General features: G+C 35.7%; 13 protein-coding genes, 1 tRNA gene and 1 pseudogene. 8 read left to right on the plus strand and 7 right to left on the minus strand.

Annotated features, from left to right (window positions below):
* Nucleotides 1-10 precede the first annotated feature (10 nt).
* The 5 genes and pseudogenes from leuS (at nt 11) to AAGD69_RS05720 (ending at nt 4,474) form a co-directional block, all read left to right on the plus strand.
* Nucleotides 11-2,461: a leucine--tRNA ligase gene (leuS, locus tag AAGD69_RS05705; RefSeq protein WP_341811966.1), complete on the plus strand. Its 2,451-nt coding sequence runs from the start codon at nt 11-13 to the stop codon at nt 2,459-2,461.
* A 224-nt stretch (nt 2,462-2,685) separates the two neighbouring features.
* Nucleotides 2,686-3,498, plus strand: coding sequence for a transposase family protein (locus AAGD69_RS05710; protein ID WP_410529842.1), 813 nt, complete (start codon nt 2,686-2,688; stop codon nt 3,496-3,498).
* A 138-nt stretch (nt 3,499-3,636) separates the two neighbouring features.
* The gene (locus tag AAGD69_RS05715; protein WP_213863610.1) at nt 3,637-3,738 is read left to right on the plus strand and encodes an IS630 transposase-related protein; all 102 of its coding nucleotides are present in this window, start codon (nt 3,637-3,639) and stop codon (nt 3,736-3,738) included.
* A gap of 49 nt (nt 3,739-3,787) precedes the next feature.
* Nucleotides 3,788-3,976, plus strand: a pseudogene (locus tag AAGD69_RS07020) (IS630 transposase-related protein); the annotation flags it as partial.
* A gap of 96 nt (nt 3,977-4,072) precedes the next feature.
* The gene (locus tag AAGD69_RS05720; RefSeq protein ID WP_341811968.1) at nt 4,073-4,474 is read left to right on the plus strand and encodes a transposase; all 402 of its coding nucleotides are present in this window, start codon (nt 4,073-4,075) and stop codon (nt 4,472-4,474) included.
* 65 nt (nt 4,475-4,539) lie between these two features.
* Here AAGD69_RS05720 and AAGD69_RS05725 read toward each other — a convergent pair whose 3' ends face one another.
* Nucleotides 4,540-5,967: an ankyrin repeat domain-containing protein gene (locus tag AAGD69_RS05725; protein ID WP_341811969.1), complete on the minus strand. Its 1,428-nt coding sequence runs from the start codon at nt 5,965-5,967 to the stop codon at nt 4,540-4,542.
* A 108-nt stretch (nt 5,968-6,075) separates the two neighbouring features.
* Between AAGD69_RS05725 and priA the strand changes: the two genes are divergently transcribed.
* Nucleotides 6,076-8,079 (plus strand): primosomal protein N', encoded by a 2,004-nt coding sequence (gene priA, locus AAGD69_RS05730; protein WP_341811970.1) that lies wholly within the window; start codon nt 6,076-6,078, stop codon nt 8,077-8,079.
* Between the two features lie 17 nt (nt 8,080-8,096).
* Here the strand turns inward: priA and petA are convergent, their stop codons facing one another.
* The 6 genes from petA to AAGD69_RS05760 all read right to left on the minus strand — a co-directional run bounded on the left by petA (nt 8,097) and on the right by AAGD69_RS05760 (nt 14,757).
* Nucleotides 8,097-8,696, minus strand: coding sequence for a ubiquinol-cytochrome c reductase iron-sulfur subunit (gene petA / locus AAGD69_RS05735; RefSeq protein WP_341811971.1), 600 nt, complete (start codon nt 8,694-8,696; stop codon nt 8,097-8,099).
* 86 nt (nt 8,697-8,782) lie between these two features.
* Nucleotides 8,783-11,491 (minus strand): DNA gyrase subunit A, encoded by a 2,709-nt coding sequence (gene gyrA / locus AAGD69_RS05740; protein WP_341811972.1) that lies wholly within the window; start codon nt 11,489-11,491, stop codon nt 8,783-8,785.
* Nucleotides 11,492-11,543: 52 nt separating this feature from the next.
* Nucleotides 11,544-11,616 (minus strand) — tRNA-Val (locus AAGD69_RS05745).
* Between the two features lie 81 nt (nt 11,617-11,697).
* Nucleotides 11,698-12,573, minus strand: a complete 876-nt coding sequence (locus AAGD69_RS05750) for a tetratricopeptide repeat protein (RefSeq protein ID WP_341811973.1) — start codon at nt 12,571-12,573, stop codon at nt 11,698-11,700.
* A gap of 1,249 nt (nt 12,574-13,822) precedes the next feature.
* Complete coding sequence (locus AAGD69_RS05755) at nt 13,823-14,233, minus strand: DUF1284 domain-containing protein (RefSeq protein ID WP_341811974.1); 411 nt, start codon at nt 14,231-14,233, stop codon at nt 13,823-13,825.
* Nucleotides 14,230-14,757, minus strand: coding sequence for a biotin transporter BioY (locus AAGD69_RS05760; RefSeq protein ID WP_341811975.1), 528 nt, complete (start codon nt 14,755-14,757; stop codon nt 14,230-14,232). The genes AAGD69_RS05755 and AAGD69_RS05760 overlap by 4 nt, the downstream gene beginning before the upstream one ends.
* A gap of 85 nt (nt 14,758-14,842) precedes the next feature.
* Here AAGD69_RS05760 and AAGD69_RS05765 point away from each other — a divergent pair, with 85 nt between their 5' ends.
* A complete protein-coding gene (locus AAGD69_RS05765; protein WP_253309888.1) occupies nt 14,843-15,430 on the plus strand; it encodes a nitroreductase family protein in 588 nt (195 codons plus the stop codon).
* Entirely contained in the window at nt 15,411-16,199 is a 789-nt protein-coding gene (gene dapF, locus AAGD69_RS05770) for a diaminopimelate epimerase (RefSeq protein ID WP_341811976.1), read from the plus strand. The genes AAGD69_RS05765 and dapF overlap by 20 nt, the downstream gene beginning before the upstream one ends.
* The last annotated feature ends 290 nt before the right edge of the window (nt 16,200-16,489 follow it).

Below are 16,489 nucleotides of genomic sequence, written 5' to 3' on the forward strand. Positions count from 1 at the left end.
TTGGATTTATATGAAATATGATTTTAAAAGTGTTGAAAAATTTTATCAAGATAAATGGGATTTTTCTGTAAGCAAGAATAGTGAACAAGAGAAATGTTACGTATTGGAGATGTTTCCATATCCATCAGGTAAAATTCATATGGGGCACTTACGTAACTATGCAATAGGGGATGTGATAGCGCGTTACAAGAGAGCTCGTGGATTTGAGGTTTTGCATCCAATTGGCTGGGATGCGTTTGGATTACCAGCTGAAAATGCAGCAAGGGACAATAATATTAGCCCTGAAACATGGACAAAAGAGAATATAGATAATATGCGTACACAGTTGAAATCTATAGGTCTTTCTTATAATTGGGAGCGTGAACTCTCCACATGTGAGCCTGATTACTACAAACACGAACAAAAATTTTTCCTGGATTTTTTAAAGCATGGGCTTGCCTATCGAAAAGAGTCATGGGTTAACTGGGATCCAGTGGACCAAACAGTGCTTGCAAATGAACAGGTGGTTGATGGAAAAGGGTGGCGATCAGGTGCAGTTGTTGAAAAACGTAAGTTTTCCCAATGGTTTTTAAAGATTACTGATTTCGCTGAAGACTTACTCAAGTGCCTGCAAAGTTTGAAAAATTGGCCAGAAAAAGTCAAAACAATGCAGGAGCGTTGGATAGGAAAATCTGAAGGAGCAACTATAGAGTTTGAAGTAGTTGGCTTAAATAAGAAATTGAAGGTTTTTACAACTTATTCTCATACTTTATTTGGAGCTTCTTTTTTTGCAGTGGCAGCAGAGCACCCTATTGTACAGGATTTAAAAAATAAAGAAATACAGGACTTTATCGATAACATAAAAACAAATGGGGAGAATGATGAAAAAATAGGAGTTTACACCGGATTAAACGTCAAGCATCCATTTCTTGATAAGGAATTGCCGCTTTACATAGCAAATTTTGTGTTGATGGAATATGGAGAAGGCGCGATTTTTGGTTGCCCTGCACATGATCAGCGTGATTTTGAATTTGCACAGAAATATGATTTGCCGATTATTCCCGTAGTTCGTGAAGAGGGTGCACAAACTATAGAGACCTTGAAGGTCGTTAATGGGATAATGTTTAACTCTGAGTTCTTAAACGGATTAACGGTAAGTAGAGCAAAGGAAGTAATCATTAAAAAGCTCAAAGAAAAAGGGATAGGTGAGAAAACAACAAACTATCGTTTACATGATTGGGGAATTTCGAGACAACGTTATTGGGGATGCCCTATACCTATAATATATTGTAAAGATTGTGGAACTGTGCAAGTGCCAGAAAAAGACCTTCCTGTGGTTCTACCTGCAGATGTAGAATTTACAAGTGGTGGCAATCCGCTGGATAAGCACCCAACTTGGAAGTTCGTTGATTGCCCAAAATGTGGAAAGCAAGCAGAGCGTGAAACTGATACATTCGACACCTTTTTTGAGTCTTCCTGGTATTTTGCTGCATTCTGTAGTGAAGATAAATCAATAGACAAAGATGCATGTAATCGTTTTATGCCTGTTGATTATTATATAGGTGGGATAGAACATGCAATTCTGCATTTGCTTTACTCACGATTTTTCTGCCGTGCTTTAACCAAATGTGGCTATTTTGCTATTAAAGAGCCTTTCTCTACTTTAATCACTCAAGGAATGGTCTGCCATGCAACTTATAAAGACGAAAATGGTAAGAGGCTATTTCCCGCAGAAGCAAAAGAGTTGATTGTACAAGGAGCTAAGGTTCAAGTGGGCAAAGTTGAAAAAATGAGCAAGTCGAAAAAGAACACAGTTGATCCAAATTTTATCATAGAAAAGTATGGTGCTGATACTGCTCGCTTGTTTGTGTTGTCCGACACTCCTCCAGAAAAAGATATGGAATGGTCCGATGATGGCGTGGAAGGTTGTTCTCGTTATGTAAATAAATTGTGGCGTATGGTCATGCAGCTGAGACCTGTAAATATACACTATGATAATGAAAGTATTACGGGTGGACTTCTAGAGTACAGAAAAAAAATTCATAAACTCTTACACGGACTTACAGATGACTTGGAAAACTGCAGATTCAACTGTATAGTGGCAAAATTTCGTGAGATGACGAATTTAATAGCTGAAATAGACGTAAAAACTGGAAAATCTCTTATTGATGAAGGTATATGTATATTAATCAGAGTAATCGAACCATTCATACCACATCTAGCTGAAAGCCTATGGCAAGAAATAGGAGGTGAAGGTATACAACCTTGGCCAAAAGCTGATGAATCATTATTAGTTGACGATACGGTAACTATAGCAGTGCAAATCAATGGAAAATTACGCACAACAATAAAGGCAGCAATTAACTTACCTCAAGAAGAATTGAAGAAAATAGCGATAGACTCTGTGTCCAGTAAGATCGATCAAAGCAAAGTTCGCACTGTATATGCTGTACCAAATAAGATAGTAAATATAGTTATATAAAAAATCCGAGTGTATCTGTTCAGGCAATGGCGTCAACTTAAGGGAAAATATCAGTGATAGTGTATAAAATTTCTCTCTAAAATTTTTACCATTAAATTACCCAAAAGCTGCAATAAACAGCACTAGACCTGCTGCAAAAGGTGATTGAAAAAATAATGTGAGAGAAGTAGAAGAAGAATAAGCAGATTGAGTAAGGTAAAAAAATGAGCTTTAGTTACTATAACATGAAGAAACACCCAAGAAACTTTCGTAGTATAACAGGTTTAACTATAGAGGAGTTCGAAAAGGTAGTGGAAAAAGTGAGGTCTGGGTGGGAAAGACTTGAAAAACAGAAAAAGTGCCATGGTAGAAGATCACAACTACCAACTCTAGAAGATAAGTTATTTTGCGTAATTTTGTACTATCGCACTTACATAACACATAGATTTTTAGGGTGCCTGTTCAATGTTCACAACGCAAATGTATTTAGGTTACTGAAGAAAATAGAGCCATTACTTGCCAAAAAAGTTACTATAACAAAAGATAGAAGTATGACACCAGAAAAAATACTGAAGATTCTGGCTGATGTTACAGAACAGCAAATACAGAGACCAGAAGATAGTAAAAAACGGAAGAAATCATATTCAGGAAAAAAAAGAACCAACACTATGAAAACTGAGATTGTTATCGAAGAAGGTGGAAGAATTTTATCAGTGTCAAAGTCATATCGTGGTAGAATTAATGATTTTCGCATAAGGAAACAAGAAAAATATTTACCAATCGATAGCATAAAATATGCCGATTCTGGATATCAAGGTTGGCAAAAATTGCAAAGCAATGTTATAATTCCATATAAAAAGTATCGTAAAAAGCCATTAACTCCAGAGCAGAAAGAGCATAATAGAAGATTAGCATCATTTAGAATGAGAGTAGAAAATAAGATCCGTAAGATAAAGATATTTAAGATTATGTCTCATATTTACCGCAATTTTCAGAAAAAATACGACCTGAGGTTCAATATTATTGCTGGTATTGTGAATCTTAAGCACACCTTTTAGTTAACCTTGATTTTAGTCACCCTCCTTTCCTTCTTTTTATTGCTTGATTCGCAGCAGGTCTACTTTTGTTTCTGTTTTATAGTATTTTCAAAAGCGAATGATAAAGGTATAATATATTTTTTTAAAGTAGGGGAAGCGATGGTATATAGTGTAGATTTAAGGGAAAAAGCAGTGTCTTTGGTAGAAAAAGGAAAGTCAAAGGTTGAAGTTGCAGAGGTTTTTGAGATAGACACTATATAGATGGCTAAAAAAGAAAGCTACTGGCCAAGGTCTCAAAGCGGTAAAAAGTACTGGTTTTATTCGGAAAATAGACCCAAAAATACTTGCAGACTATGTTAAAAAACACCCAGATCACACACTAGCAGAAATGAAACAAAACCTTGGCTTTGGAATAAGTGCAATTTGGTATAGGTTAAAACAGCTAAAAATAACCTTAAAAAAAAGTCACATTCTATCAAGAGCGCAATCAAGAAGATAGGCAGCAATTTATCGATAAAGTCTCAAAAATAGACCACTGTAGCATTTTATATATAGATGAAGCAGGAGTTGATAATAGACTATACCGAGAATATGCATGAGCTCCAAGAGGAGAAAAATATATGCTGATGTTCCAGGAAAAAAGCGGGAAAGAGTGAGTATAATAGGTGGATGGATTGAAAAGAAGTTTATTGCACCAATGACCTTCAAAGGAGGGTGTAATAATGTATGGTTAGAGCGAAGATTACTTCCACAATTACAGCGTGATACAACCATAGTTATGGATAATGCTACATTCCATAAAACTCCCAAAACAAAGTCATTAATAGAGTCTTTTGGCTGTCATTTGCTTTATCTTCCAACATATTCACCTGATCTAAATCCGATAGAGCATTGTTGGCACACCATCAAAAGTCGCCTCAGACCTCTAATGCATCAATGTACAGACTTACACCTTTTAGTTGGTAATACTATTTTAGACGTTTATCATTCGTTTTAGAAAATACTATAGAATCCAGAAAAAAACATGCCTAGACGAGCTATTTGAATGACATTAGTTGTTAGTTATGCAGCTTTCATAACAGCTTCACTATTACAACATTTGTTTACTGTTATGTCTGTAAGATACCCTACTATACCACCTAATGCTGCACCTGCAATTCCTAATAATACAGCAGTTGCAATTACTCCGATAGCAATAATCTCAGGTATAATTCCTATTACAACTAGTGTAGCTCCTACAGAACCAAATAATAATGCTAAGCCTATAACTCTTGGGGAAATTCCTGAAGCTTGTTTTTGTGGAGAATGATGATTCTTATTATCTGTTATAGGTGGCTGAGCACTTTGCTTTTCCACTGTATGTAAGTTATTGTTAGTTGCTTTTTCTTTGTGTTCATTAAATAATTTTACAAGCTTACTTTTCTTTTTTGAGTCTGCCCAATATGATGCACTGGCGTTTGACTCCCCCTTTTCTACTTGACCACAAAATTTAGGGTCAGCGTCTGCCTTCAATAGTAATTTTGCAATTTCAATATCATGATCAGTTTCCACACTATCACTGTAAGCAATAAATTGTAACATCCTACTTTTTTGCCTATTAGATGCATACGGTAAAAGCATTTCTACTGTACTCTGACTATATTTTTTAATATTGCCGATAATTAACTTTTCTTCTACATAATCTACATCAATTTCAGCACCGTGTTCAAACAGTACCTTAACAACATCATTTTTGCTTTCTTTTAGAGCATAATACAGCGGTGTATATTCAGATACACTACGTGTATTAGGATCTGCTCCATGCTTTAGAAGCATACTTATGACATCAAGATTACCTAGATCACATGCAATATGTAAAGGGGTGCCAATACCTTCTATCAAAATATTAACATCTATTGCGTTAAGTTGTGAGCATAGCTCGACACTGTTATTGTAAGCTGATATTGAATTGTTAGCGCTATACTTTGATAAAACTTCTTCAAGTAGCTCTATCCAACCTGATTCAAAATTGCTGCAGGAATTTTTTACAATGTAGTGCAATATTGACTTCCCAGTCCATAAATCAAAAGGTCTGGTTTGTGAATTGATATTTTTGACTTTTTCTAACAAAATTTTTGTCTTGGCTAGATCTTTATCATCAAGAGCCTTAAATAAATCAACCTCTTCTTCACTTAGATGTGAGCCGTAGCGTTCTCTACGAAGTTCTTTTGCCCTGTTTTCAAAATATTCAGCCAAGTTGTTAATCCAATCATCATTAGGCTGTTGGCTAATGAATTCTTCAGTCATCTCGCCTATTGATATTTTATATGCTACTGATATTTCTTTAAACTTTTCTGTTGCTGTCTTTTGCTCTTCTTGGCTTTTATCTGACCATTTGTCGGGATGCCATTTCAATGCAAGCTCGTGATATGCCTTCTTAATCTCTTCTGTGCTTGCACTCTCTGACAATCCTAATACTTTGAATGCCTCTTTACGTGTTTTTGGAATCATACTCACTCCCACAATCAAATTAATTTAGTATAATGCTATATCAGTTCAACCAATCAATCCACAAAAATCAAACGAATATTTTCAAAACAGTGCTAAACTTAGGCTGCTATGACAAGAACAGTTGATGTATTACTACCACTTCCAATTGATCAGTTATTTTCATATGCAGTTGAAGAAAATACTGAAGTTTCAGTTGGAGATTACGTAGTGGTGCCATTTGGCAAAAAACGCTTGATCGGAATAGTTTGGAAATATAGTGACAAGAGTGGTCGAGCATTAAAATTTATTGAGCAAAAAATCGATTTACCAAATATTAGACCAAAATTGATCACATTTGCAGAGTGGGTTGCACAATACAATGTAATGCCTATTGGTATGCTTGCCAAAGTGATAATGGGAGGAATGTTAAAAGTAAACCAAATAGATAAATTGGTTTGTGTTGAACAAAAGCAGGAAATAAGTGAAATAAGTTGCCAATTAAACCCTGAACAGCAGATAGCTAGCGATAAAATAATAAGTAGTTTGAATGAGTATTCAGTGACTTTGCTTGACGGTGAGACAGGATCTGGAAAAACGGAAGTTTACTTATCCGCAATTGCAAAATTGGTAGAAACTGTAAACAGTGCACAAATTTTAATCCTCTTGCCTGAAATTGTTTTAACTTCACAATTGGTAAATCGTGTTCGCGGTCAGATATCAAAAAACTTAGTTGAATGGCACTCAAGGCTCACTCCAAAAACTCGCCGGAATAATTGGCTCAATATAGCAAGTGGAAATGCGCAGATAATTATTGGTGCACGGTCAGCGCTTTTTTTGCCTTATAAAAACCTAAAATTGATTATCATTGATGAAGAGCACGACTCATCTTTTAAACAAGAACAGGGAATTATATATAATGCTCGAGATATGGCGATAATCTTAGCCAAATTTGAAAATATTCCGATTATTTTATCATCAGCAACTCCATTGCTTGAAACGATTCATCATGTTAAAAGCGGGAATTACAATCATGTAAAGCTAACCAAGCGATTCGGTGGTGCAGAATTGCCACTCATTAAAGTAGTAGATATGAGGAACAACAAGCAATGGATCTCCTCTGAGCTTTTTGAAAGCATCAAACAAACCATAGAGAAAAAACAGCAGGTTATGCTCTTTTTAAACCGCCGAGGGTATGCACAACTGGCAGTTTGTAAAAAGTGTGGATATAAAATTTCCTGCTTAAATTGTGCTGTTTGGCTTACATATCACAAGAAAAAAAATGCTCTTTTGTGCCATCATTGCTCTTATCAATTAAAACTCCCAGAAAAATGCTCTGATTGCCAGAGTGAACAGTCATTTTCCCTTTATGGCGTAGGAATTGAAAGGTTACTTGAAGAAATGGTGAAATTAATACCAAACGCGAAAACTGCGATGATAAGCAGCGATCAAAAGTCGGTTAGTAACGTAATTGACTTGGTACTGAAAGAAGAGGTGAACATTATAATCGGCACACAAATAATTGCTAAGGGGCATAATTTCCCCAAATTAACTTTGGTTGGAGTAATAAATGCAGATTTGAGTCTCGAAAATTCTGATTTAAGAGCAGCGGAAAAGACGTATCAATTATTACACCAAGTTGCAGGCAGATCAGGAAGGTTTAATGAAAAAGGAATGGTAATAGTGCAAACCAACAACCCTGAAAGTTCAATAATAAAAGCATTGCTGCATCAAAAAAGGGACTCATTTTATGAAATTGAACTTAAGTCAAGACGTGAAGCCAAAATGCCACCATTTAACAGATTAATAGCGCTTATAATTTTTGGTAAGAATCAGATTGCGACACAAAAAGCAGCGAATGAAATAGTAAAATCTCTTTTCTGTCATCCAAGTAGCTCAACTACTTGTATTCAGGAAAAAAATGTAGGTGCAGACAAAAAGGAATTTGAAATTCTTGGTCCATCACAAGCAGCAATAAATTTCTTAAATAATAAGTATCGGTATAGGGTGTTGCTAAAAATACACAATAAGCACAGTCTATCTATACAAAAGAAGCTGAAATGTTGGATTAAAAATTGTAACTTGAATTCGAGTATTGCAGTGATAATAGATGTTGATCCTGTGAGTTTTTTTTAACGAGTTTATTGTATCCGTTAAGCCTTCTTGCCAATTACCACAACATTCTCACTGGGAAAAAAATAATCAGGTACAACCATATTTTTTGGTGCAGGACCCCCAATTACTCGGCCTGATGTGTCATAATATGAACCGTGGCAAGGGCAGAACCAACCGTTACCATCTTTTGTAGCGTGATCAATCGGCACACACCCAAGATGTGTACATATTCCAAGCATAATTAACCATTCGTCTTTTCCTTCGTATACTCTCTGCTCATCTAATTGAGGATCCCTCAAGCTCTTCACATTCACATCTCTTGCAGCCTCAATTTCTTGCTTTGTGCGTCTACGAATGAATACTGGCTTACCTTGCCACTTTACTTTTACTCCGTGTCCTTCCTGAATTCCAGACAAATTCACCTCCACTGTGGAAGTTGCTAAAACTTCAGCAGAAGGATTCATAGACTTAACCAGTGGCCAAAGTCCACTTGCAGCTCCTATACCTGCTATAGCGCATGTAGTTAATGTTATAAAATCTCTCCTACTCTTATTTTTAGTAAGATCTTTAACGGGAGGTGTTTTTTTATCCTCTTTGTTTGCCAGTGGTTTTTTATTTTTAGTTAAATTTTTGTCCATTGATCTTTACTTAGCCATAAGTATATATTTTAAATTAAATACTGCGTATTAATCAACAAAAACTTGCGCTTTTTGTTTAACCTGTACTACAGTTGAGAAGAGATAGAGTTTTCAACTTCAGAAATACTATCTTCAGTGGAATCAGGATCTTCAATTTTCGCTACTGACACCACCTTTTCTCTACTCTCTGTTTTAAACAGAGTGACTCCTTGAGTGCTACGTCCTGCAATTCTGATATCATTTACTGAAATACGAATTAACTTTCCTTTATCTGTAATAAGCATGATATTATCACCCTGCTCAACTGGAAAACTAGCAACAACATTACCGTTTCTGTTGGTAGTAAGAATATTGGTGATACCAACACCACCCCTGTTAGTTATTCTATACTCATACGCAGAAGTTCTTTTACCAAAGCCATTTTCGGTAATAGTTAATATAAACTCCTCATTCACTGCAAGTTTTAAGAACAATTCGTTATCTATTCCTAAATCATTCAAAGTCTTTTCCAATTTAGAATCAATGGAGTTATTAATTGCAGTCCCCAGTCTTTTTGCAAGTGGAACTTTTAAGTAAAGTTCTTTTGTTTCTGTTGCTACACCTATCCCATTTAATATGGTCATGGATATCACGCTGTCATTCTTTGCAAGTTTGATACCTCTTACGCCATCTGAATTGCGACTTTTAAATTGACGCACATCACTTACAACAAATCTGATACTTTTGCCGAATCTTGTTGAAAGAAAAACATGATCAATTTCATTGCATACTTTAACTGATATTAACTTATCTCCTTCATCGAGCTTGATTGCTATTTTTCCATTGCTTGGAATATAGTGAAAATCCGCTAAAGAGTTGCGCCTTATGTTCCCATGAGCAGTAGCAAAAACTATGTTTTGATTTTCGTCATTTTCACTTGGTAATGGCATTATATTAGTTATAGTTTCACCATCGCTAAGCGGGAATATATTAACAAGTGCTCTTCCACGTGCAGTTGGCTCTGCAAGAGGTAACTTATAAACTTTTAATCTATAAACTCGGCCAATATTAGAAAAGAATAAAAGGCTAGTGTGGGTATTCCCAACAAATAATTTTGTGGTTACATCCTCTTCTTTTAATCCTTGTCCTAACTTTCCTTTTCCACCACGACGCTGAGTTCTATAATGAGAAAGCTTCACACGCTTGATATAACCATTCATAGTTACGGTTATCACCATATCCTCTTGTGGAATTAGATCTTCAGCTTCAATGTCCGTATCTGATTCCTCTATTGAAGTTTTTCGCGGCACAGCAAATCTGTTCTTTATTTCTTGTAGATTGTTTTTTATTTCTTTCATCAACTTCTCTCCTGAGCCAAGAAAAGCGATATATTCTTTTATCAGGTTGATCATTGAACTTAGCTCAGCTTCTAATTTGTCTTTTTCAAGGCCTGTTAAACGTTGCAATTTCATGTCAAGAATAGCTTTCGTTTGCAGCTCAGTTAATCTATACACTCCGTCTTTCAAAAAGCTTGTGCTGTCTGAGATTAATCCAATAATTGTGTTTATCTCAGCTGAAGTTTTCCATTCTTTATTTAAAAGTTCTCTACTTGCTTCCGCAGGATCTTTTGCACCACGGATGATTTTTATCACTTCATCTATGCTCAAGACCGCAATGTAGAGCCCTATATATATATGAGCTTTTTCCCTCGTTTTTCTTAGACGAAATTCTGTTCTCCTGATTAATACTTCTTTTCTAAAATCAACAAAAGCAGCTATGATTTCTTTTAATGACATCAAAGCAGGCCTGTTGTTGTTGAGGACTAAAGTGTTAACACTAAAACTACTTCTTAGTGGAGTTAGTCCCAATATTTGATTAAGTATAAAACTTGCTTCAGCATTTCTTCTGAGGTCAATTACTATTCTAATGCCAGACTTATCAGACTCATCCCTAATTTCTGTTATGCCATCAATTCTTTTTTCTTTTACAAGCTCACCTATCTTCTCAATTAATTTTACTTTATTTACCTGGTAAGGTATTTCATCAATCACTATTGCTTGCCTACCTTGTGGCAGGTCTTCCATGTGAGTCTTGCCTTGCACAACAATTGATCCACGACCCGTTGCAAATGCTGATCTTATTCCAGACCTTCCAAGAATCGTTCCCCCAGTTGGGAAATCCGGCCCTGGCATCACTTCAAGTAACTCATCCAAAGTAACTTCAGGATTATCTATATATAACATACAAGCATCTATTATTTCTCCAAGGTTGTGAGAAGGAATATTGGTTGCCATACCAACTGCAACACCGCTTGCACCATTTACCAATAGATTCGGAAATTCTGCAGGCAGTACAACAGGCTCTGTTTCATTTCCATCATAGTTTGGCCTAAAATCAACTGTATCTTCGTCAATATCATTTAGTAGGAAGTGCGACACTTTGTGAAGCCTTGATTCTGTATATCGCATCGAAGCGGGTGGATCTCCGTCTATCGAACCAAAGTTACCTTGTCCATCAACAAGCGGTAAAAGAAGAGAGAAATCTTGGGCCATTCTAACCAAGGAATCGTAAATAGCTGCATCACCATGTGGGTGATATTTCCCCATTACATCCCCTACTATACGAGCCGCCTTTTTATATGGCTTACCAGCATCGTATCCAGCCCTTGACATTGCATATAATATGCGCCTATGAACAGGTTTAAATCCATCTCGCACGTCAGGTATAGCCCGGCTTATGATAACGCTCATTGCGTAGGAGAGATAAGAATCTTCCAGCTCTTTTACTATTGAGATTGGTACTATATTATCCTGCATTTTCTATATTTTGATTGAAGTAATTAATAATATTAACATTCAGTTAAACAAATGGGCAATGACAGACTTGAACTGCCGACCTCCTCGGTGTAAACGAGATGCTCTACCAGCTGAGCTAATTGCCCCTTTAGATGTAATTCTATAGCTCAATATTATTATTGTAAACAAAAATAGCGATAAATTAGATTTAGGTAAGCTATAAGCTTTTATGAAATCTTTGGGTGCGTGCTGTGGAGTTTTATAAATTTTAGTCTTGCTGTCACTTTGTATAAAGGTATTTTTTCACTCACATCTTTCGAAGTTGTAGCCATGTTCAACAACTTTAAGTAGAATATTGTAGCATTTTTAAAATCTGAAAGTTTATCTAGAATAACAGCTAAATTATAGGTATAAAAAATATTGTTTTCATCAAGGGAAATAGCAGTTGTCATATACTCTTTACCTTTTACATAATCCTCCTTTTTCATATAAATCAGACCTAAATTTGCTAATAAAGGAGCATAATTTTTATGTATATCATACAATTTCAACATTTCACTCAACGCCAGATCAGGATCATATTGTGAGATTATCGTCAGAAAATTTTTTAATATGTAAGGGTTACTAGGGTATTCTTTTAACAGTTTTGTGTAAATCTCTACAGCTTTTTTGTATTCTTTATTAGCATAATAAATATTTCCCAATCCAATTAAAGCATTTTTATGATAAGGAAACTTTGTGATGATCTGATTAAGGAGAGAAATAGCTGTTTCATTATCTCCTGACTCAAAGGAATCTTTTGCTTTTTTTAAAGTAGAGTATATGTCAAAACTCTTGCCAGAATTCTGCGCAATTTTGATATTAAATTTGTCACTTTTTCTCTCAATAACATCAAGATCTTTATACTTTTTATCAGTTTTTATATGCTTGACAACACTATCAAAGGCCTTCTGTATCTCCAAATTTTCACTAGCATAGGTAACAGAAGACCTCCATAAAATCACAACGCAAATTAACATGCAGACAAACATAGATCCTAGTGTTGTGGCATTGGCTGCAGCGTGTAACCAGTAAACCTTATTTCTTTGAGCTATGCGTAACACATTACAAATTCATAAATGCTAAATTACCTATCTCATACAATAATAAAGATATTATTAATTAGCGGGACGAACATGCTGCGTAGAATGCACTTATCTTTTGTCTTCCATATTTCACTCTATTAGACTTCTTGCATAACCCAAACTTAAGTAGAAAAAAGGCAAATAGTTATTATAGCTCTAAGTTTATCGACGATAAGAACCGTCATTCAAGTAGCTCCTCCCTGCCATCTAAGTAGCCTTCTTCTCCTGTCATCCCAGCACCTTCTTCCTGTTATCTGAGTAGCTGACACTGTACGAACATTGTCTATCAGGAAGGTGTCATGCAAGTAGCTGACACTGGTTCTTTTATGACGGTGTCATTCTAGTCTGGAATCCAAGAAACTTAATTGCAAGTAATGCATTGGGTTTGGTGAGTATGGGTTTTGCGTTATAGAATGAAGCACTTTTGGTGAATTTGTAAAGAAAACTGGATTCAGACTGGAATGACAAGTTCTCGGCAACCCCTACGTCATACCGCCGCGGTATCTCATCCGCTAACACGTAGCGGGATGACGATTGTCAAGGTGTCATCCCAGTGCCCTGACTACTTGGATCCAGAAAACTTAACTTTAAATAAGTGGCTGCATAATAAAGACTAGATTCCAGCGTCACGCGCTGGAATGACACCATTTTCGGTCTCTTAAATTGCTTTAGCTACAAACATTAAGAAATTTACCAAATAAAAAAAAGGCAAAAGAAACCCCGTTGGTGGTTGGCTATTTACTATGTACTAAAATATCGGCGTTTTTTTATTCTAAAACGCTTGATTAAGAGCGATTTAGCTGCTTTTAACTTGCAACTAACCTAAATTATAAACGTTAAGAAATTTACTGAGCGGAAAAAAAGGCAAAGAAACCCCAGGGTAGCTAGTATTCAAATTCTCCCTTGTCTATTTGACGTCTTTTACTGCCTTAAACGCTTTATAAGCGCGTTTCGGGTTGTATAGGTAGAAACCTAAAGTTTTATAAAGACATGAGGTGCACATAGTGCAAAAAATTAAGCATGATTTACGCCAAATAGATTAAGTTTTTTTATCATTAATCCACTGCAGAGATTGCGAAGATAAATAAATAGCTTCAGTGTTATGATAAGGGGACTGGCAAAGCTTGTCAAGGAAGTTTTTTGTTTCTACTGAATGACAGTTGTGGCTTGGGAGGTAGTGCAAGAAGTCTATTTCCACAAAAATGCTTCAATTTATCTTAACATTTTGTCAACTACCTTTATAGGAATGACAATTTAAAAGGGCATTTTTACATATTCCATATGGCTGCCAGTTGCACCCCTCACATACGTAATCAAATTTCTTTAAAGACATTTTCTCTCTAATCTTTTTTACCGCCTCATTCCAAGTTAAAGTCTCGCCAATTTTTATTCCTAAAATTCCCATATGCCTTCTATCTAGCTCTAAAACTTTAGCTTTTGTGGTGCATTTACCTTGTTTAATCTGGTTTGGGCAAGCACTACAAATACTATCAAGATTGCCGACTACTTCGATTTGAGTATTAGGATCACTAATTACTTTGCTTGCTATCTTTTTATAATTTTCTACAAAACCCTGAGAATACCTATATCCCCGAAACGCGAGGGTGCACATGAAATGATGAGGGCGGAATTTTATCATTTTTTCAAATATTGCAAAGCTGCTACAAGTAGAAAAATTTTTACCAAACCAGGAAGGATAAATGGTAAAACACCCACCATTATTGCTTGTCCCAGAACCAAGTAAACAGCAAGCCAACTAACACCACAAATAAAGATTACAACTGTACCAGCCAGACAACTTAAAGAATTACAAACAAATGATTTATATTTAGAGTTCAGTAATTCATTTACTTTGCTCATTACCATAACAGCAGCTAAACAGCCAATTAAATATCCACCTGTGGGTCCGAGAAAAATGTGATAACCACCAGAAAAATTCGCAAAAACAGGAAATCCTGCTGCACCAAGTGATAGATATGTAAGCAGAGAATAGAATGCTGTTCTGCGGTTAAATTTAAGCCCAATAAGCATTACTCCTAAAGTTTGCAATGTGATAGGCACAGGCTGCAATGGTACGCTTATTTGAGCCATCAAGAATAAAAGTAAAACGCAAGACAATATTTCAGCCAGTGTTGATCTGCTGCTAGATTGTGTTATAAACATACCTTCCCAATAAAAATAACTTATTAAATGTAATATATGTGTATAAGAGGTTTTGCAATTTAAATTTTGCTCATATTGTGCTACAATGAATTATTTATGCACTATTAAATTAAAAATGATGAGTAAACAAGATCTATTATCGTTGATGAAAGCAAGACACAGCGGACGTTCATACGATACTACAAGAGCAATATCTCAGGAAGACATGGATATTTTAATGGAAGCTGTAAGGCTGACTCCCTCATGTTTTGGTGATGAACCTTGGAGATATGTGATATGCAACAAACAGAACAATCAAAGCGCATGGGAAAAGCTGCTAAATTGTCTTGATGAATCTAATCAAAAATGGGCAAAAGATGCACAAGTGTTAATCATATCTTTAAGTGCTAAAAACTTCCGTAAACGAGGTAAAGGAGAAAATCTTTGGGCTAGTCATGATACTGGTGCAGCAAATTATGCACTTATGCTACAGGCTGCATCTGTGAACTTAATGGCTCATCAAATGGGTGGATTTGATAGAGATAAAATAGTAGAAAGATTCAACATATCCGATGATTTTAATGTAATGTCAGTGATAGCGGTTGGTTACGAAGAAGAGGGCGCTGAAACAAGTAAGAAAAAAAGAAGACCAATAGAAGAAATATTTTTTTATGATGAGTGGCCAAGGTCCTAAAAATTTTATCAAGATGCACGGTACTGGCAATAATTTTGTTATCATAGACTCACGTTCAACAAACAATTTAGACTGGAACTATAGACAAATTGCTGATCAAAGCAGTTGTGATCAAGTGATAATTATAACAATGTCTAATGCTGCAGACTGCTTTATACATATCTATAATGCTGATGGTAGTCAAGCTGAAATGTGCGGAAACGCAGCACGCTGTGTTGGATATTTGATAATGTCAGAAAAAGGTACTGAGTATATCACTATTGAGCTGGTAAACAAACGCATTTTAGAGTGTTTTAAAGTTGGTGATAAATCCATAAAGGTTAACATGGGTAAACCTTTGCTAAAATGGCATGAAATTCCCTTGTCTACTGAGTGTGACACTCTTCACTTACCTATAGAGCTTGAAATGCTAAAAGATCCTGTTGCAGTAAATATTGGTAACCCTCATATAGTTTTTTTTGTTGATAACATAAGTGAAATACCATTGCGAAATTTAGGACCAAAGCTAGAAAATCACGTACTATTTCCTCAGAAAATTAATATTAGTATTGCACAAGTTGAAAAGTCTGGAGAAATAGCTTTAAGAGTTTGGGAAAGAGGTACAGGCATTACTGCATCATGCGGTAGTGCAGCCTGTGCAGCACTTGTTGCATCCACACTACGTGGATATCTGACTGCCCAACAGACTTCAGTAGATTTACCAGGAGGTAAGTTATTAATCGAATGGGCAAATAACGTATTCATGACCGGTGATATAGGATTTTTGTGATAATTGTTTTCACAATGCAAAACTACTTTACAAACTCCGCCAGCCCCCTTATCATGAAACTGAAGCTATTTATTTATCTTCGCAATCTCTGCAGTGGATTAATGACAAAAAAACTTAATGTATTTGGCGTAAATCATCCTTAATTTTTTGCACTATGTGCACCTCATGTCTTTATAAAACTTTAGGTTTCTACCTATACAAGCCGAAACGCGCTTATAAAGCGTTTAAGACAGTAAAAGACGTCAAATAGACAAGGGAGAATTTGAATACTAGCTACCCTGGGGTTTCTT

Source organism: Wolbachia endosymbiont (group A) of Conops quadrifasciatus (assembly GCF_964027015.1).
Lineage (GTDB): Bacteria > Pseudomonadota > Alphaproteobacteria > Rickettsiales > Anaplasmataceae > Wolbachia.